The 18,568-nt window shown below is 56.5% G+C and carries 17 protein-coding genes and 1 pseudogene; 10 read left to right on the top strand and 8 right to left on the bottom strand.

The window, feature by feature from the left end; translation table 11 throughout:
* Positions 1 to 45: 45 nt before the first annotated feature.
* The 4 genes from nrfD to pdsA all read right to left on the bottom strand — a co-directional run bounded on the left by nrfD (position 46) and on the right by pdsA (position 3,122).
* Positions 46 to 999: a cytochrome c nitrite reductase subunit NrfD gene (gene nrfD, locus IU367_RS07905; protein ID WP_274453915.1), complete on the bottom strand. Its 954-nt coding sequence runs from the start codon at positions 997 to 999 to the stop codon at positions 46 to 48.
* 48 nt (positions 1,000 to 1,047) lie between these two features.
* Entirely contained in the window at positions 1,048 to 1,716 is a 669-nt protein-coding gene (gene netC / locus IU367_RS07900) for an Nrf-like electron transfer protein NetC (RefSeq protein ID WP_274453914.1), read from the bottom strand.
* The gene (gene netB / locus IU367_RS07895; RefSeq protein WP_274453913.1) at positions 1,713 to 2,348 is read right to left on the bottom strand and encodes an Nrf-like electron transfer protein NetB; all 636 of its coding nucleotides are present in this window, start codon (positions 2,346 to 2,348) and stop codon (positions 1,713 to 1,715) included. The genes netC and netB overlap by 4 nt, the downstream gene beginning before the upstream one ends.
* A gap of 162 nt (positions 2,349 to 2,510) precedes the next feature.
* Positions 2,511 to 3,122 (bottom strand): periplasmic diheme shuttle PdsA, encoded by a 612-nt coding sequence (gene pdsA, locus IU367_RS07890; protein ID WP_337999338.1) that lies wholly within the window; start codon positions 3,120 to 3,122, stop codon positions 2,511 to 2,513.
* A 247-nt stretch (positions 3,123 to 3,369) separates the two neighbouring features.
* Here pdsA and IU367_RS07885 point away from each other — a divergent pair, with 247 nt between their 5' ends.
* The 4 genes from IU367_RS07885 to IU367_RS07870 all read left to right on the top strand — a co-directional run bounded on the left by IU367_RS07885 (position 3,370) and on the right by IU367_RS07870 (position 9,132).
* Positions 3,370 to 5,484, top strand: coding sequence for an OmcA/MtrC family decaheme c-type cytochrome (locus tag IU367_RS07885; RefSeq protein ID WP_274453911.1), 2,115 nt, complete (start codon positions 3,370 to 3,372; stop codon positions 5,482 to 5,484).
* A gap of 53 nt (positions 5,485 to 5,537) precedes the next feature.
* A complete protein-coding gene (locus IU367_RS07880) occupies positions 5,538 to 6,512 on the top strand; it encodes a DmsE family decaheme c-type cytochrome (RefSeq protein WP_241279879.1) in 975 nt (324 codons plus the stop codon).
* Positions 6,513 to 6,523: 11 nt separating this feature from the next.
* Positions 6,524 to 8,515, top strand: a complete 1,992-nt coding sequence (locus tag IU367_RS07875; protein WP_274453908.1) for an MtrB/PioB family decaheme-associated outer membrane protein — start codon at positions 6,524 to 6,526, stop codon at positions 8,513 to 8,515.
* 440 nt (positions 8,516 to 8,955) lie between these two features.
* A complete protein-coding gene (locus IU367_RS07870; RefSeq protein ID WP_080741165.1) occupies positions 8,956 to 9,132 on the top strand; it encodes a DUF3606 domain-containing protein in 177 nt (58 codons plus the stop codon).
* A 309-nt stretch (positions 9,133 to 9,441) separates the two neighbouring features.
* Here IU367_RS07870 and IU367_RS07865 read toward each other — a convergent pair whose 3' ends face one another.
* On the bottom strand, positions 9,442 to 9,885 hold the full coding sequence (locus IU367_RS07865) for a winged helix-turn-helix transcriptional regulator (RefSeq protein ID WP_098983637.1): 444 nt from the start codon (positions 9,883 to 9,885) through the stop codon (positions 9,442 to 9,444).
* 104 nt (positions 9,886 to 9,989) lie between these two features.
* Here IU367_RS07865 and IU367_RS07860 point away from each other — a divergent pair, with 104 nt between their 5' ends.
* The 6 genes and pseudogenes from IU367_RS07860 (at position 9,990) to IU367_RS22055 (ending at position 13,775) form a co-directional block, all read left to right on the top strand.
* Positions 9,990 to 10,922 (top strand): alpha/beta fold hydrolase, encoded by a 933-nt coding sequence (locus IU367_RS07860; protein WP_274453907.1) that lies wholly within the window; start codon positions 9,990 to 9,992, stop codon positions 10,920 to 10,922.
* A gap of 14 nt (positions 10,923 to 10,936) precedes the next feature.
* Entirely contained in the window at positions 10,937 to 11,953 is a 1,017-nt protein-coding gene (locus IU367_RS07855; RefSeq protein ID WP_274453906.1) for an NADP-dependent oxidoreductase, read from the top strand.
* A 51-nt stretch (positions 11,954 to 12,004) separates the two neighbouring features.
* Positions 12,005 to 12,799, top strand: coding sequence for an SDR family NAD(P)-dependent oxidoreductase (locus IU367_RS07850; protein WP_274453905.1), 795 nt, complete (start codon positions 12,005 to 12,007; stop codon positions 12,797 to 12,799).
* 1 nt (position 12,800) lies between these two features.
* A pseudogene (locus IU367_RS22080) lies at positions 12,801 to 12,971 on the top strand (replication endonuclease); the annotation flags it as partial.
* Positions 12,972 to 13,075: 104 nt separating this feature from the next.
* Positions 13,076 to 13,312, top strand: coding sequence for a hypothetical protein (locus tag IU367_RS07845; protein WP_337999337.1), 237 nt, complete (start codon positions 13,076 to 13,078; stop codon positions 13,310 to 13,312).
* A gap of 82 nt (positions 13,313 to 13,394) precedes the next feature.
* Positions 13,395 to 13,775, top strand: a complete 381-nt coding sequence (locus tag IU367_RS22055; RefSeq protein WP_337999346.1) for a BsuBI/PstI family type II restriction endonuclease — start codon at positions 13,395 to 13,397, stop codon at positions 13,773 to 13,775.
* Positions 13,776 to 13,992: 217 nt separating this feature from the next.
* Here IU367_RS22055 and IU367_RS07840 read toward each other — a convergent pair whose 3' ends face one another.
* From IU367_RS07840 to IU367_RS07830, 3 genes are read right to left on the bottom strand one after another with little or no spacing between them, the layout of a single operon-like run.
* Positions 13,993 to 16,374 (bottom strand): AAA family ATPase, encoded by a 2,382-nt coding sequence (locus IU367_RS07840; protein WP_274453904.1) that lies wholly within the window; start codon positions 16,372 to 16,374, stop codon positions 13,993 to 13,995.
* Positions 16,371 to 17,084 (bottom strand): ABC-three component system middle component 1, encoded by a 714-nt coding sequence (locus IU367_RS07835; RefSeq protein WP_274453903.1) that lies wholly within the window; start codon positions 17,082 to 17,084, stop codon positions 16,371 to 16,373. The genes IU367_RS07840 and IU367_RS07835 overlap by 4 nt, the downstream gene beginning before the upstream one ends.
* Positions 17,084 to 18,517 (bottom strand): ABC-three component system protein, encoded by a 1,434-nt coding sequence (locus IU367_RS07830; RefSeq protein WP_274453902.1) that lies wholly within the window; start codon positions 18,515 to 18,517, stop codon positions 17,084 to 17,086. The genes IU367_RS07835 and IU367_RS07830 overlap by 1 nt, the downstream gene beginning before the upstream one ends.
* Positions 18,518 to 18,568 lie beyond the last annotated feature (51 nt).

Raw genomic sequence — 18,568 nt, 5'->3', positions numbered from 1 at the left:
CTTTTGCTCTGCGCCCAGCCAAGCGCCTTTCGAGCGCAGTGCGCCTTACATCACAGTCATCTGCCCCGCATAGAGGATGAAGTAACGCAGCAGCAGTATCCCCACCAGACTCAGGCTGCAGATCAGCGCCAAGCGGGCAGGCTGGTGCGCCCGCGCCTTGCCGCCAAGCAGCCCCAGCGACTGGGGCAGCACTATGCCAAGACCTATCACCCCAAACCAGAACACCTGGGACCAGAAACCGCCGCCGATCGCCGCCCACATGGCGACCTCTCGCTGACCACCACCGAAGTAGAGGCCGGTGAAGAAGCAGAGCAGCAGGAAGATCTCGATGGCCACTATGGGGCGCTCGAAGCGGTGCACGAAGCTCACCCCCTGGCTGTGGCCGTCCTCCCGAAACAGGGTCACCGCCAGCAAGATGGTGGAGGCCACCCCCGAGCTGATGCCGGACACCAGAAACAGCGCTGGCAGGATCGGGTTGTTGAGCATGGGGTAGGTCTTGAGGGCGGAGAGCAGAAAGCCGGTGTAGGCCCCGAGCAACACCGCCAGCAGCAACAGCAGTGGTGCCAGCAGGCGCTCGATGCGGGCGAGCGAGCCGATGAGGCCATCCACAAAGGCGAACTTGTCCGCCAGCAGCTGCCGACGCAGCGCCGCGATCTCGGCTCTGAACACCACCGCCAGCCAGGCGAACAGCACCGCCATGTAGATCTGGAACAGCATGACCCCCATCGACATGACGGAGTCGAACTGGTAGTGGAACATCAGCTTCCAGAAGGTCCAGGGCCGGGCCAGGTGAAAGATAAGGATCAGCAGACCGAGTATGACGCTCACCGGCGCCAGTATGGCGGTGGCCTTGATGATGCCGCTCTCGCAGCCACCCCCCTGGCGCCGCAGCAGTACCGAGAGGGTTGCCGAGCCTGCCGAGATGCCGAGCAGGAACAGGTAGACGGCGATGGGGCCATCCCACACCAGGGAGTCGAAATGGAATGCGTCATGCCACATGGTGCTTCCCTCCCGTCAGCCGGTCTGCGTCATACGGATGAAATGGGATCATGACTTCACCTCCCCTTTCGGCACCCGGTACATCTTGGGCGAGGTGCCGAGGAACTGTTTGTAGCGATAGGTGGTCTCCTGCACCAGCCGCCTGGCGATGGGGCTTTGGGGATCGTCCAGATTGCCGAACACCAGCGCCTTGGTGGGGCATGACTCCACGCAGGCGGGTTGCTTGCCGTTGGCCAGGTTGGTCTTGCGGCAAAAATCGCACTTGTCGGCAACCCGGGTGACCGGGTTGATGAAGCGCACCTGATAGGGACAGGCCGCGAGGCAATAGCGACAGCCGACACAGAGGTCGGGGTTGATGTCGACTATGCCATCCTCTGCCCGGATGTGGGAGGCGCCGGTCGGACAGACGTGCACGCAGGGGGCGTTGTCGCAGTGCTGGCAGGATTTGCGAAAGAAGCGGTACGCCTGATCCGGATACGCCCCCACCGGGCCGCTGCGCAGGATCTGCAGCCGGGCGACCCCTGCTGGCACCTGATTGACCTCGCGGCAGGCATCCATGCAGGCGGTGCAGCCGATGCAGGCCGTCTCGTCGTGGATCATGCCGTAGCGTACCCCCTCTATGGTCATGCTGCTGGCGAGGGCACGGTGCGAACCTGTCATCAGGATCAGGGCGCCGGCACTCATGCCCACCATGAATTCGCGACGGGTCGTGCTCATGCGCCCTCCTTGACGGCAGCCTGCTGCCTGGCCTCGTGCTGCTTGCTGTGGCAGTCGACGCACAGCTTGATGCGGGACTTCTCGGGGATACCGACCATGGGCTCCCTGGCCGGGTGCAGCTGGTGGCAACTGGTGCAGCTCACCCGGGTGGCGTGCACGTCGTGGGCCCACAGCGCCTTGCGCAGATCGTCCGGCTCATGGCAACTCATGCAGACGCCGTTCTGCTGGCTGAGAGGAAACGCCTCGTCGCCAAAGCGCATCACATCGACCATGCCGCCGCGCTGTTTGCGGTGATCGGCCGACGCATTGCCGTGACAGTTGGTGCAGGTGACCTGTTCACCCGTGTTGGGGTTGGTGACGCTGCCGTGCTTGCCGTGCATCCCCTCCTCCCCGTCGTGACACTTGTCGCACTTGGCAAAACGGGCCGCCGCTTTCCTGGCGGCGGCCTTTTTCTTCTCCGCCTTGGCCTGACGTTCGGCCAGAGTCGGCTGATCGGCCGGCGCGGCCTGAGTATTGGTAGCCTGTGTGTTGGTGGTCTGGGTGTCGGTAGCCGGGGCCACCTCGGCCCTGGCAAACTGGGTGGTGCCCAGGCAGAGGCAGCCGAGCAGCAGCCACTTGATGACATCTTTCATAGGAAACTCCGGATCAGGGACACCCGGCGGGTGTCATCTCCCCCCAGTGCGCAAAAAAGGAGCTGACAACAGCTCCTTTGACGGCCATGACCGGGTAGCAGGAGCACACCCCGCCGGCGGGCGGCAGGGTGGCTGCGTCAATGGGAGTGGGTGCAGCGACGGTTACTGCTGGCTCGCGTAGTACTCGGCCAGGGCCTTGAGGTCCGCATCGCTCATGGCGATGATGGCCTTGTTCATCTTCTCGTCGTTGCTGCGCTTGCCGGCCTTGAACTCCTGCAGCGAGGTCAGCAGGTAGCCCTTGGGCTGACCGGAGAGGATGGAGGCCTCATCTTCCACCACCGAGCCCCCTTCCGAGTGGCACTTCTTGCAGCCGGAGTCGTCATGCAGCTTCTGCCCCGCCTTGGCCAGCGCCGCATCGAAGGGCTGCTTCATCGGCTTGTAAGGCAGCTCGGCATAGTGGGCCGCCAGCTCGTCGATCTGCTCGTCGCTAAGGCCCTTAACTATGTCGGTCATGTTCCCCTGCTTGCTGGTGTCACCGGTGACATGATTAACGGTCTTGGCAGGGCGCCCATCCAGGTAGGTGCGCAGCTGCTCGCTGAGGTTGGCCTCTGCCAGCCCGGCGATGGTCGGGATGTCGTTGTGGGTGCTGACCCCCTGACTTCCATGACATGAATTACATGTCTCGACCAAGGAATCCATGCTGGCATGTGCGGTGCCAATAGAGCCCAACAATAACGACAATCCCAGCATTTCCAGTTTCATACTGCGTTTCATTTCTCATCCCTCGTGCAGAAAAGACCTAAAAATCTCAATCGAAACAGACATTTTTTTCTCTCAGTTTACTTTGAGATCCGTTTTTGAGACTTCGGTCAACGCCGGTTAATATATAAACCTTACAATTAAGATGGAAATTATTTATACCGTATTAAGTCCTCGTTTGACCCTTAAGTAGTATGTTTTTGGGAATTTTTTGACTTGGCTCATACATGGAACAATAAGTCCGATAAAAAAGGATAAAACAATGAAATACTGGAAAGTATTGGTGGCTGCAGCAATGGTGTTCGCCCTGTCGTCCTGTGGTGGCGGTGGCGACGGAAACGACAAGACAGATCCACCGCCCCCCCCGCCCGGTACCCCGGACTCGCTGATCATCTCGGCATCCACCCCCCAGTTAAACGAAAGCGGCCAACTCTCGGTGCAGTTCAGCGTCACCGACAAGCAAGGCAAGGGTTATGAGCTGGGAACCACACTCCCCTCCTTCACCCTGACCAAGGTGATCCCCGGCCGTGACGCCGCGCGGCAAGACCCTGTCGTCTGGAAGAGCTTCATCTACAGCACCAAGAACAACCGGCCGACCGGTGAAAACAGCGGCAAGCTGGAACCCCTTGGCAGTGGCCAGTACCGCTACACCTTCTCCTTCAATGCCACCACGGTGCGCGACCCTTATCCGAGCGATTCGCTGGACAACAACGGCTTGATCCGCTGGGATGAGGCAGCGACTCACCGCCTCGGCATCTACTTCGGTGGCAGCAACGACATTCCGGTCACCGACTATGTGCTGGACTGGGTGCCCGCCGGCACGGCGCCACTGCTGACCCGCGACATCCTGGAGCAGCAAAGCTGCGACAGCTGCCACATGAAGCAGCCAATCCACCACAGCAACCGAGCCGATCCCAAGCTCTGCGTCACCTGTCACAACGAGAGCGTGCCCGGCAGCGGACGCGGCGATCTGACCACCCTGGTGCACAAGCTGCACGGCAATCTGGACCCGACCGCCACCAAGCTGGTGAGCCACTTCCCGCAGGATCCACGCAACTGCGACACCTGCCACAAGGAGGTCACTCCGACCACGCCGAACGCCAACAACTGGCAACACGCCCAGGAGAAACCCTGCGGCGCCTGCCATGCGGACTCCACCACGGCGACCGGTTACGTCAGCCACATCAACGGCAAGATCAACAGTGGCACCCTCTGTACCCAGTGCCATGCGGAAGAGCCGGGCAACACCAAGTCCCCCAGCAGCGTGCACATGGGCTATCTCGCCAATGAAGCCGCCGGTCGTGACAAGCTGGTGTTCAAATTCGATGACGTGCGCTATGCCGCACCCAACATAGAGGTCGAGCTGACCGTGACTGCCGATGGCAGCCCGGTCGAGACCATGGATGGCGTGCTCAAGTACATCAAGTACGGCGATCTGGCCAAGGCTCCCTACATCCTGGTCAACTGGGATCAGGGCAGCGGCTTCGAGCTGGCCTACACCAACCCGCAAACCTTCGTCACCGGCAACAAGATTGACTTCACCAAGTGCGAGAGCCAGGGCGGCGGCAGCTTCCTGTGCCGCAAAGAGGTGGGCAACGAGGTCACCGGCACCCTGGCGGCCACGGTCGCCGAGTTGCAGGTGTGCGTGGCCCGCAAGGCGGATCGCAACGGTGCCTTCGCCGCCGGGGATCTGCTCCCCTGCAGCAGCACCGCCAGCGCCCTCTCCTACGTGGCCATCAACCCGGCCAAGGCCTACTTCCGGGTCGAAGGCGGGGTCGACGGCAGCTATGTGCTCAAGGCGGGCGCGGATCTGACCTCCTGCAACGGTTGTCACAAGGATCTGGCCATCCACACCAAGGGGAACGCGGGCTCGGCCCACGCCTCCAAGGACTTTGCCCAGTGCACCAGCTGTCACAACGCCACCCGCAGTTCCTTCTACGCGGGCGTGCCGGGTGATCTCAAGTACCACGTCCACTCCTTCCACGCCTACGGTTCCCACCGCAGCGGGGATGCCACCTTCCCGGGCAAGCTGAACAACTGCGAGTCCTGCCACACCAAGGCGCAATACAACCTGCCCAACCAGCAAAACGAGCGCCCCTCCCTGGTGAGCACCACGGCAGACAACAAGCAACCCAAGTTCTTCAGCCCGACCCTGGTGGTCTGTGCCAGCTGCCACCTCAAGTCGCCGCTGGGTCTGGTCAAGCCGGACAACCCGGCCGCCGGGGACGAATGGGCCACCCACATGAAGAACAACGGCGCCATCTTTGGTGCAGACACGATAGAAGCCGCCACCGGGGTTGAACAGTGCGCGTCTTGCCATGCCGTCGGGCAGGAGCAGGGCGTCGACAAGGTTCACAAGGTGTATGACTTCCGTTGAGACCACCAGGCCAGGGGACTTGCCCCTGGCCCTTTGCCGTTGAAGGACACGATATGAAAATAACCACCCCGCAGTGGCTCCTGGCGGGTTTGCTGGCACTCAGTTGCCTGCCTGTCTGGGCCAAGAGTGATGCCCAGCCGGCGGCGGCCGATGCCGATCCCCGCCTGCAGGTCGAGGCCACCCTAGACCAGAAGTTCGATCAGGGAAAATACTCCCCCAAGGGCGCCGATACCTGCCTCAAGTGTCACGATGCCGACTCGCGCAAACCCGCCACCGGCATCTTCCACAATGTGCACGGCAACCTCGGCAACCAGAATGGCCCCATGGCGGACAAGCAGTGCGAAGCCTGCCACGGCCCCGCCGGCAACCACCCGCGCAATCCCCGCAAGGGCCAGCAGCGGGAACCCATGATCACCTTCGGCCCCGACTCGCCGGTCCCGGTGGAGAAGCAGAACAGCGTCTGCCTCTCCTGCCATACCGACGCCAAGCGGATGGGCTGGCATGCCAGCGCCCACGCGGTGGAGGATCTCTCCTGCACCAGCTGCCACAGCCTGCACCAGGCCAAGGATCCTGTGATGGACAGCAAGAAGCAGGTCGAGACCTGTACCAGCTGCCACGCCCAGCAGAAGGCCGATCTGCACAAGCGCACCAGCCACCCCATCCTCAATGGAGAACTGCCCTGCTCCAGCTGCCACAACCCGCACCAGTCGCAGAACGAGGCCAGCCTGAAGCAGCCCAGCCTCAACGAGAGCTGCTACGAGTGCCATGCCGAGAAACGGGGCCCCTTCCTGTGGGAACACGAGCCGGTGACCGAGGATTGCTCCCTCTGCCACAGCCCGCACGGCTCCATCAACCAAGCGCTGCTCAACAAGCGGGTACCGCAACTGTGTCAGGAGTGCCACAGCGTGCCCCATGCCAACGTCTCCATCCCCGAGGGGGATCTCAAGGTGCGTGGCGGCAGTTGCCTGAATTGTCATAACCAGATCCACGGGACCAACCACCCCAATGGTCAATCCCTGCGACGCTGAGGAGAGAAGTCATGAAATATTCAACACTTTGGCTCTCCCTGCTGGCGGTCTGTTCGGCCCAGGCGGCCGAGCAGCCGCTGGCAGTCGGGGACTACTCCCTGCAGCAGGCCAAGCCGGCCAAGACCGAGCGCTGGAGTTGCAAGTCATGCGAGCGCGACGAAGGCTGGTTTGGCGAGGTGGGGCTGGGGGCCGGCTATGCCAACGATGACGGCGCCACCCGCTTTCGCAACTGGGTACCCAGCCAGCAGGACAGCGGCATGCTCGGCATCTTCAACGCCGATCTGCAATATCGGGGAGAAGGCTCCCGCTACGGCTCCCTCGAGGCGAAAAACCTCGGCATGGAGCGCTTCAGCCTGGCGCTGGAGCAGGGCCACTATGATGGCGTTCGCGCCAGGCTGGGCTACTCGGAATCCCCCTTCTACTGGAATTCCCATGGCCGCAGCGTCTATCAACCGGGAGAGAGCCCGCTGACCCAGGGCCAGCTGGCCGAGTTTGACAAGGAGGTGGTGCGCAAGAAGCTGACCGCCGGGCTCGCCTATACGCCCAAGAGCCCGTGGCGCCCCTATGCCGATTTTTCTCATGAGAAAAAAGAGGCCACCCTCGCCTACTACCAACCGACCGTGCCCGGGGTCGGCGGCGTGCCCGGCCTCCTGCCCAAGCCCGTCGACGGCACCTCGACCACCCTGGTCAAGAGCGGCGTCAGTTATCTGGGCAAGGGCTGGCTGATCGATCTCGCCTACAACGGCTCCCTCTACCGCACCGATGACACGGCCCTCTATTACGGCAGCGTCACCGACCCTTACGCCAACGAGCGCGCCTATGAGCCGGACAACAACTTCCACCAGCTGAGCCTCTCCGGCCAGTACAACTGGGACAGGCAGAGCCTGACCGGCCGTGTGCTCAGCAGCCAGGCCAGCTCCAACGGCAGCCTGACCGCCTTTCGCAATGCCCCCGTCGCCCAGGATGACTTCCACGGCGAGGTAAGCACCCTGCAGGCCGACGCCAAGTGGGTGGGCCGCTTTGGCCGGGATCTCACCCTGCGCGCCGGTGGCGAGTATCGGGATCGCAAGGACAAGTCGGACGAATACGCCGTGGTCGGCAAGCAGCGCAGCAAGAGCGATCGCACCCGCAGCAAGGCGGATCTGGAGGCCGACTACAGACTCAGTCGCGCGGTCAAGCTCACCACCGGCTACCAGTACAAGGCCGACCAGCGGGAGCAGGCCGACCGGCGCGACACCGACGAACACACTCTGTTTCTCAAGGGGCGCTATCGCCCGGCCGGGGCGCTGCAACTGGGCGGCAAGCTCGCCTGGAGCACCCGCAACGGCTCTGACTGGCGCCATGACAGCGACGGTGGCAACGGCAGTCCGACCCTGCGCCAGTTCTATCTGGCGGACAGGGACAGGGTGGAGCTCAGAACCGACCTCGGCTACCAGTTCAGCGAGGGGCTGGATGCCAGCCTGGAAGGCTGGTGGGCCAAGGATGATTACAAGGAGCCGGACATAGGGCGCAGCGAGGGCAAGGACTATGGCCTCGACCTCACCCTCAACCAGCAGTTTGACGACAACCTGAGCGGCCATCTGTTCAGCAACCTGCAGTGGATAAGCTCAGCCCAGAACCATGCCTACACAGGCGCGCCGGACTGGGATCCCTACAGCACGGCGGTGCGCGACGAGATCACCACCCTGGGGCTGGGGCTGACCCAGAAGAAGGCGTTTGACCGGGATCTCGAGCTGGGGTTCGACTACAGCTTCGCCTATGGCCGCGGCAAGACGGACGCCAGCAAGGGGTATGACTACCCGGACCTGACCAGCAAGCAGCACCGGCTGGAAGGCTATGCCCTCTATCAGCTCACCAAGCAGCACTCGCTGCGCTGGGATGTGCGCTACGAATACTTCCAGGATGTGGATTACCTCTACACAGGCGAAGAGCGCAACCTCGGCAACCTGAATCAGGACTACAACGGCTACTTCACCGCCGTCTCCTGGCTCTACAAGTTCTGACCGCTGTGCAACAAACCAAAGGGGAGCCAGGCTCCCCTTTTTCTTGCCTGATGAAGGGCCCCATACTCGCCGCCCCGGCCTGAGGCTCGCTGATCTGGCCATGGCGCTTGCGGGCTCAAGCCTACCGTGACCATCAAGATACTTTGGGATATTCGGGATGCTCGGGATGCTCGGGATGCTCGGGATGCTCGGGATGCTCGGGATGCTCGGGATGCTCGGGATGGATGACCCCGCTAGCCATCTGATATGGCAACCTCTTTGCGCGCAATGCACATCATCCTGGCACCACGCCCGATGACGGGGGTCATGAGGGGCGCGTTGTTTCACCCGCTACCCGCGTAGTGTGAGCCCCATCACCACGCCCACGACTTATATAGAGGAACATGAGCACCGAGTCGGGACAGCTGTCTCGCCAACCATTTCAACAAGTTGAGGTTCCTATGCCTGACAACAATACCATCGCCCATCCCCTCGATGCCAAGAGCATCAACGTCAACGACCCCTATGAGATGAAGCTGTGGATCAAGACGTTCGAGTGCACCGAAGTCCAGCTGAAAAGAGCGGTGAAAGCCGTCGGCACCTCGGGCAAGGCCATCAGAAAGCACCTCAAAAAATAGAGGCCCGGATAAACATCACCTGACAACAAGCCCCACCCGCGGGGCTTTTGCATTCAAAGAGATGGCTGAAGCGCTTGGCAGCGCCCAGACCGACATCGCTAATCTCTTCGGGCTAGTGCTGCAGCGATGAATCTAGTGGAGCAACAACATCCATTTCCCACCGACATGCCACATGAAGGGGCACAAGCAGGCCAATGAAGATTGCCCCCCGTCAGCCACTCACAATGGCGCTGCCGGTGTCAGTGCGAGCAGATCCAGGAAGTCGCCACCAAATACCCTCTCCATCTATCCGTTTGCTCACATACCCCGTCAGACTTCATCCGGCATGACCATACGCATAGGGCGAGTCCCTATCTTGGCCCCTGTGACCTCATCCACCGCGATGGCTTTGATTTCTGTGCCCGTTTCAGCATCGAGGAAACGAACCAGCTTGCCACCGCCCCTGTGCTGGCGTCCCCACGCGCCAATCATGAAGAGCACCGGCATAAAGTCGTGACCGGCAGCGGTCAGCAGATATTCCTCGCGTGGCGGATGCTCCGAGTAGCGCCGCTTCTCTAGCAGCCCCTCCTCCGTCAGGGTCGCCAGCCGGCGGGTCAGCATAGTCGGGGCAATACCCAGACTTTTTCTGAATTGGTCAAAGCGGGTAAGGCCCGCATGGGCATCCCGCAGGATCAATATGCTCCATGAATCACCCGCGACAGCCAAGCTGCGCGCGATCGGGCAGGAGAGATTGCAATTATTTTCCATGTTCATACTGTTTTGATAGTGACTTGTTGGTGAATCGATCGTATCGTGAGTACTAATTTGATACTAACACTTTGACTATGTGCGATCCACCCGGCACTGAGGTTTCATTGATGAGCACGAACGACAGAAGCATCGCCCCGGCAACCGGAGCATCTTCAGGTACCGGCGCAGCGACTGCGGTACCACAGATAGGCAATGTGGCATGGAAAGATGTACCGACCCGCACGATTGACGTTGGCGGGGTACCTTTCGCCTACCGGGCCCTCGGTCCCGACTCCGGCGTCCCTGTGATCTTTCTGCACCACCTGATGGCCGTGCTCGACGACTGGGATCCCCGTGTCATCGACGGCATCGCCGCGCAGCGTCGGGTTATCGCCTTTGACAATCGCGGTGTGGGTGCCTCGGGGGGAGTGGTGCCGCAGACTATCGAGGAGATGGGGCGCGATGCCATCGCCTTCATCCGTGCCTTGGGACTTCGCAGCGTCGATCTGCTCGGATTCTCATTGGGCGGTGGCGTAGCCCAGATGGTGGCCTTGCAGGCTCCTGACCTGGTGCGTCGGATTGTCCTGGCTGGCACTGGACCACGGGGGGGCGGCGGTATCGATGGGATCACCAGCATTGCCGTCATCGCTTACCTCAAAGCGGCGCTCACGCTGAGCGATCCGAGGAATTTCTTGTTTTTCCCCCGCACGCCGGATGGCAAGCGCGCTGCGAAAGCGTATTTCTCCAGGCTGAAGGAGCGCACTCATAACCGTGACAAACCCATTTCCCTGCAGGCCAGACAGGCACAACTCAAGGCCATCAGAACTGCAGGATTGAGTGGGCCAGATGACCTATCTGTGATCACACAACCGGTGTTCATCGCCAACGGTGACCGTGATCTGATGGTCGACAGCCGCCATTCGGCCGACATGGCTCGCCGTCTGCCGAATGCCAAGCTGACTATCTACCCGAATGCCGGGCATGGGGGCATCTTCCAGCACTACCAAGCCTTTGTGCCAGCTGTGCTGGATTTTCTGACTGACTCCAGTGATCCGACATGAATGAAAGGCCAAAGATGAAAAGCCAAACAATGAAAGCACTCACCTTCAAACGCTATGGCAAGTCGCCCGACATCGGGCTCACCGACCTGCCCCGTCCCACGCTTAGGCCCGACGAGCTACTCGTTGAGGTCCACGCTGCGGCCGTGAACCCGATCGACAACATGATCCTGACCGGGATATTCAAACCAATACTGGATTTCCAATTTCCGGCCACTTTGGGGAGCGATCTGGCCGGAGTGGTGACTGAGGTCGGCAGCCGCGTGACGCGCTTCAAGCCAGGCGATGCCATCTTCGCAAACATCTTCGACCTGGGTACGGGGTCGATCGCTGAGTTCGCGGTGGTGCCGGAAAGCGCAGCCGCATTGAAACCGGCCAATCTGGACTTCGTGCAGGCAGCATCTATCCCCATGGTCGGGCTCACCTCGTGGCAAGCGCTGAAGGAGCGAGCACATCTTCGGGCTGGCCAGAAGGTGTTCATTCCCGCGGGAGCTGGCGGCATCGGCACGTTCGCTATCCAGCTGGCAAAACACCTTGGCGCCAAGGTGGGCACCACCACCAGCACGGGCAACGTTGCACTGGTGCGCAGCCTGGGCGCCGACGAAGTGGTCGACTACAAGAAACAGGAATTCGAGAACGTGCTGCGCGGTTACGACGCCGTGCTCGGCACCATCAGGGGGGATGCGCTAGAGAAGTCCATTGGCATCCTCACGCCGGGGAGCAAGATCGTCTCGCTCGTTGGGCCGCTGGACGCCGCGTTCGCGCGTGATCGGCGGCTGAACATAGTGCTGACCTGCCTGTTCCGGTTGATGAGCCGCAAGATCATGCGCCTTGCGAAGAAGCGGGACGTTACCTACTCCTTTCTCTTTGCGCGCCCAGATGGTGCTCAACTTGCCGAAATCGGCAAACTCCTCGAGCAGGGACACATCCGGCCCGTGATCGACAGGGTGTTCCCGTTCGAGCAGGCAAAAGAGGCGCTGGCCTATCTGGCCCAAGGCCATGCCAAGGGTAAAGTCGTCATCAAAATGACGTAAAAAACCAACTGAATACCAAGAATTTAATCACCTGATTGATAGAGGAATACCATGAACTCATCTCGAAAAGTCGCGGTTGTCACCGGTGCGTCATCCGGTATTGGCGCCATCTACGCGGATCGTTTTGCCCAACGTGGCTATGACCTATTGCTCGTCGCACGGCGCGGTGACCGCTTGCAGCGTCTCGCTGCTCGGCTTGAGCAGACATACAGCATCAAGGCTGACACCCTGGTGGTCGACCTTGAGAAAGAAACCGACCTCGCGGCCCTGGAAAGCATCCTCGCGGGTCATTCCGCCATCAGTGTACTGGTGAACAACGCCGGTATTGCCAAGCTGGGCCAAGTTGCCGACGCACAGCTGAAAGACTCACTGGCACAGATCACATTGAACATCACAGCACTGACGCGCCTGACGCAGGCCGTGCTGCCGGCGTTCAAGGCACGCAACGAGGGGGTCATTATCAACATTGCCTCGGCATTGGCACTTCATGCGTTGCCGGTCAGCGCCGTCTACAGTGGCACCAAGGGCTTTGTTCTCAACTTCAGCCGGGGTCTGCAGCAAGAACTGGTCAATACCAATATCAGGGTGCAAGTGGTGCTACCCGCGGCCACAGCCACCGATCTTTGGGATATATCCGGGGTACCACTGGCAGCATTGCCGCAAGAAACTGTGATGTCTGCCGAGCATCTTGTCGACGCCGCACTGGCCGGTTTCGACCAAGGCGAGTCGGTCACATTGCCGTCGCTGGCAGACACAGCCCTGTGGGAGCGATTCGACACTGCACGCGCTGAACTGTTTGACGCGATGCAGACCAGTCAGCCTGCACCCAGGCTCCTTGCCCTCTGACCATGGCCGGGCCATTGAGAACAAACGGTACGCAGGCGCAACCCCGCGCGAAACTGGTGCCTATATAGCCAAGCTGTGGAGCTTGCTCCGGGCCTATCTGAGATGGGGAGAGGATCCTGTCTATGGCTTTCAGGTCTGCGAACCGCACCATGACGGGACCCAGCACTGGCACTCCCGACGGGGGCCGTCGTCAACAAGAAGGAGCACGAGCTGCTGGTCGGCGACAGCGAGAACGTCAAAGAGCTGCGCCACGTTTACGCCAACCAGACCAACGCCATGCGGGCCGCCCGTGCGGAGTGGGAACGGATCCAGCGCGGGGTGGCCGAGTTCGACATCACCCTGGCCAAGGGGCGCCCAGAGCTCTACCCTGAACAACCCACCACCGTCAGGGGCTTCAAACCTGATATCAATGCAGCTCCCTGGCTGCTCACCCAGGTGGTGCACGACCTCACCAATCAGGGTTACACCAACCGCGTACAACTCGAAGTGAAGCTGGAAGAACTACCGGAATAAATCTGTGTGGATCAAATGTGGACACTGGGAGGAAAACAAAAAGGCCACTATTGCTAGTGGCCTTCGTAAGTCTTTGATTTTAATGGTGCCGAGGCCTCTATCGAACCAGCCAAATAAGTCATTGATTTTAATAACTTTAAAAATAAAGTGCTTTAAATGTACCCCCAGAAATACCCCCAACTTAGTCGCAATAGCACGATACGTTAAGACACAAAAAACTACGATCTCACCTATAACCATTCTCCATACTCGCGTTTTTCCCGCCCAAAACTTTGGATCGCAGATTGGCAACGAGCTTGCCAGGCTATTTGCCAGATCGACGGCTGGACTTATCTATGTAACAGCTTTTCCAAACTGCCCCGCCATCATGGGCCGATACCTTGGCGAAATCGCATGGGAAACCGAGGTATGGGTGGCAGACGCACCTTCTCATCTGCTCCATTTTAACGGGTACGTTTCTTAGGGCCGTATGTAGTGGAGAACGAATACAGTGCAAACCTGATTTTGTAAAGCTCTGTGCTCTGTGCAAAGAAAGAGATATACGCATACAGCACTTCCTATCTATTTGAATAGTAAGCAAAGCCTGCTTACTGAGGCGATTCATTTGCACTTATTACAACACCTAGCTTTACACCAGCTTCCTAGCTACGAGGTAGTAAGGAAGCTGGCGGCACTTCAGATCAGGAGCTGGAGTTATCCGCTCTGTAGAGATATTTATTGCTTGGAACGTACTCTTTCCTGTGCATCAGGTTGATGATTTTGACGTTCTCGTTGTGCTTCAAATACTTGTAGGTGAAATACCTAGCTACTTTGTCCTCGTGTGTGGACAGAATTACCTGTTTCTCATTGAAGTCGTTACGCAACACCTCAACCAACGAGGACATGTTGATGTCATCCATAGTCTGGACAGGGTCGTCAATAAGAATGCTAGAGAACCTGGTGGAGTAAACCCGATGTAGCGCCAGGGTCAGAGCGATGACGACAGCTGATATCTGTCCGGAGCTCATGGTATTGAGAATGTCGTGGTCACTTTGCCAATTGGAAACTAGGCGCACGTTCTTCAGTTCATCCTCACCCGTTGGATCTTTAATGAAGATGCCATGACCAAGCCCCGCCTGGTGGGTCTGGAGAATCTTGCCCGAGTAGATATAGAAGGGTATCTCAATGTCGGTGATCAGCCTTTTCCGATACTGGCGGATCTGAATCCGAACTATTTTGATGAGTTCACCTACGTCACCCAAAGCACGATCTAAATTTTGAAGCTGCGTCGTCAGGTTGGCGAGCTCTTCGGAGATCACCTTCAGCGAGCTGAAGTAAAGGTTCTTGATGTAGCTCTCTTTCCTGTCTAGCAAGGCAATACTCACCAGAGCTAGCTTGTCCTGTTCGCCGTTGAAGTAATCCCTATAAATTCTTTCAAAGACGCTAGCACCGTTGTCTTCGTAATAACTCTCTGGTGCCGCACCGACTGCCGCGCGAATCCGCTTACATAGCTCATCGGTTGCCTCAACAATGTAGTTATCTCCGCCTTGCACAGGGAACGTCGTCGCGAGCAAATCATCGTGCTCAATACGTTCCGACAGCAGCCATCTGCGAAGCTTCTCGAAGCGTTCTTTTGCAGCTAGTGCTTTAGACAGTGCGAGTAAATCCTCTTGGGAGGAAGACGAAGTCTGCTCCAGGTAAGTGGCGCAGGCCTTGAGCAAGGGAAATAGATGATTCGTATTGAATGCATCTCTGGCCGCTACTAGCAGCCGATCTTGGCCTGAGAGCTGTGATCGAATTAGATGGCCATGCTTTGCAATGGCGTGAGTCAGCGCGTCATGGGCCTTATAATCGTGCCCGCAAAGCGAACACAGGGTCTCGTTTGGGGTGACACTAAGCCCTGAAGACATAGCATCGTGGTGCTTGAGGAGTTCAGAGTAAATGGAACTCAAACCACTCACTTTGTTCTCCTCTACAATGAGTGCTTGAAGAGCAGCTTCAAATGCAGTGCTGTTTCCTAGAGCCAAGGCTTTAAAAATGGTTTCAAAGTTCTTTATGGTGAAAATCAGCTTCAGATTGCCACTTTGAAGTGTCGTATGAGTTTGTCGGATTAATTGATACGCGCCATTTCTTGTGACGTGCAATTCATAGTCATCTGTCGAGTTGTGGTAGCCGACATAGAGTTCAAGCACTTCACGTTGACGAACAGCATTTTCAAATCGACGGTTTCTAACGAAGAAATGCTGATGCGCAAGAAGATTCTTGACATGATTAATTTCAGTCAAAGATCTATTAAGTAACGCCTGATCTAGCTCCGCAATTATAATTTCATCCCAGAATGGGGTCTTATTGTCAGCGGCTAGCCATGGAAAAGTGTAAACGTGTGGTTCGGCCATCCCAGTTGCGATGCTAGTATTATCATCAATGCTGTACAGTTTCTTGATGTTCGCGATCCGTAACGTCACTGTTCTTTGGGATGCAGCCATCTTGCGCGAAATGTCTGTCAGTTTGCGAAGTTTTTCATCAGCTTCCCGCGTATTTCCAAATAGCTGTGCAAGTTCTTCAGCTCGCCTAGCTTCACTATTAGTTTTCAAAAACCTGGATGTATCTTCCTGCTGCACATAATGAAATAGGCGAAAGTCTCGCGAAAAATCGTGACTGCAAAAATAGTGATCCAGTGCATTTTGATTCGCAGGAATGGGTTCCCCATCAATTATTTCATTGATTTCCCAAAGCTCTTTGAACCTGGAGATTTTCTTGGCGACATTAGGAATGTGACTTTTTAGTTTTCGTTGGAAAACTCTAAGATTAGAATCTTTGTCTTTGAACTCAAGAATGACCTCAACATTTTCGGCTCCTTTGTGCGCAACAACCACATCAGCTGGATTCTGACGCGCCTCCAGAGAGATAAGACGCTCAATATTTCCTGTCAGGCCTAGTTCAATAGCGTCGAAAACAGATGTCTTTCCATATCCGTTTGGCCCATCAAGCAGAACGAGATTGTTGTCCTCTAAATTGATGGTATAAGGCTCACCACCAAATATCTTAAAGTTCCTGAGGGTGATTTTGTTGAGGTTAATCATCGTAAGCCCTCCCAGATAATAGATACTTGCTGATGGATATTTTCATCAGTCCATTCTATCTCGGACTCTAACAATCGACTGTAAATCGAAGATTGGTATGAATTGAGAGCGTTCTCTATCTCACTATTTAAGTTAGTGAGTTGCTGCTCCTGCGGGCTGTAGGTAATAAATGGTAGTTTGAGTGCGGTCTTTAGTATGAGAGAATAGTAACCTTTGCTGCTTGCATGGTTTTCTTTGAACGCCAGAAAATTTCGTCCATCTTCTGAGGTGATTATCATATTGATTACATCATTAGTTATTTTCTCTATCTTATTTTCGGAGATATAGGCTTTTAGCGTTGCGAGTTCATCTTGAGTATAAGTGATAACATTCTTCTTAAAGTTATACTGATCTTCTTCTAGAGAAAGTATTGTTTGTCTAGTGATTTTTTCCTCTTCGTGACAGATGAACATTGTGCAGTTTTTCTCGAATGACCGGTCTACTTTCCCCGAATTACAGATTGCTTCGAATAGCTCTTGGACGGTTTCCTCAAGAATAGCCTGTGCCGCTGCATCAGATTGCGTTTGCAGTTGGATAGTGACAAAGTATTCTTCTCGTTTGCTTTCCTCGCATGGGCAGAAAAGATAGAAGGCTTGGCTATTGAGGGGGAACTCGATATTAACCTGCTTATAGCCATTGCTGGAGAGGATGTTGTTGATGATATTGATCATTATACTAATGCATCCATCGCAGTCGTTATAGGAACTAGTGTTATAAGTTTCAAGACTTCGTCTCTTTTAGAACGAGGATCGGCGTCTACTGCCGCTGGGGCCTCTGTGTGTGCCATCAACATAGGCGAGAATGGATGAGGTTCCAATCCGGCGTATATAATATTTTCAACCTCGAACAGTATCTCGCTCATGCTCGGGTTGGCTGTTATTTTTCTTTCAATCTGGCTAGCCCGTGCAGTGTTTGCAATAGTAGTTGGTAGATAATGTTGATGTGGCAGAGTCGCTGTACGATAGGTGAGCATATACTTTGCCGCGTTGTGAGAGGCACGCTCGAAGTTAATGGTGTGTAGAGTCTTTATCAATACATAGCGAATGCCTACCAAGTCTGTGGCAAAGGCATTCTCAGTGTTATTGTCATGCTGGAGATAAACTTGTGGGGAGAAGCTTCGGTAGTACGCCCAGAGCTCCGTGGCGCTCAAGCCTAGTAGAAATTTTCTTGCCTCTTTCAGGTTGCAATATTCGTCTTGGCCGGGGTCACTGTAGTCCTCTTGGTCGCCCATATATTCATCTATTAAATGGGCGAAATTTTCTTTAAATTTACAGGCAAGGTATTCTCTTCCGATATCTTCATGGTCAACATCAAGGGCGTGAACTATTTCTTCGAAAGTTATCGGAGCTTTTGCTTCTTGTTGTTTAGCCTTGTGTCGCTTAATAATGTATCGGTCTATCGTTCCTAGAAAGCAATGAAATGCTTTTTCCAGCGTCTCATGTGTGACGATAGTCGCTCGGGCTGTCAATGCGCGCGAGATTTCTGATTTTATTTTTGTGTTGATATCGTCTAGGTCGCAGGATCTCGTGCCATCGTCATATTGATAAGATTCAAGTCTAGTGAGAGCATCATCACGGCCGTTATGTATACAGACTAAGATCTCGTGCAGTTGCTCTGCGGTCTTCCCCTTCAAGGCAGCCCGCAGTATAGCTGCTGGCTTAGAGATGCCTGACTCATTGGATACGGCTTTTTCGAGCGTCGTACTTCCATCTTTAGGGTTTTTACTTTGATACTGACTGATAATGATACTCAGATCATCTTGTATCGATGTTGTCAGATCTTGGAAACCGGGTTTTGAGTTTATCGGTTTCCAAGTATGGATTCGCCCTATAACGCCTGGCCGTTTGTGCAGCTCCAGAGTGATCCCTAGCAGTGCATCAGAATAGCTACTATAAGTGCTGGAGTTATAGGCTTTGACTTGATGAAACGAGACTGGAGATTCATCGCGTAAGATCTCGAAGTCCTCAGTGGACTCAAACATCAAACTGTAGTTCGAAAGGTCGGCCTCTACAGGCTCTGCATTTATCAACCTTAGGGCATAATAGAGGGCGACCTTGCCTTGGTAATTGAAACCACTCCAGGAAGGGGATGCATCGAAAGCCATTAGATAACTCCAGTACTGCAACTGTGACGAAATATGTCAAGCAAAGAACGA

This window comes from Aeromonas bestiarum (genome assembly GCF_028751155.1).
Taxonomy (GTDB): Bacteria; Pseudomonadota; Gammaproteobacteria; order Enterobacterales; family Aeromonadaceae; genus Aeromonas; species Aeromonas bestiarum.
Note: the sequence above shows the minus strand (reverse complement) of the source record. Positions and strands in the feature narration are given on the sequence as shown.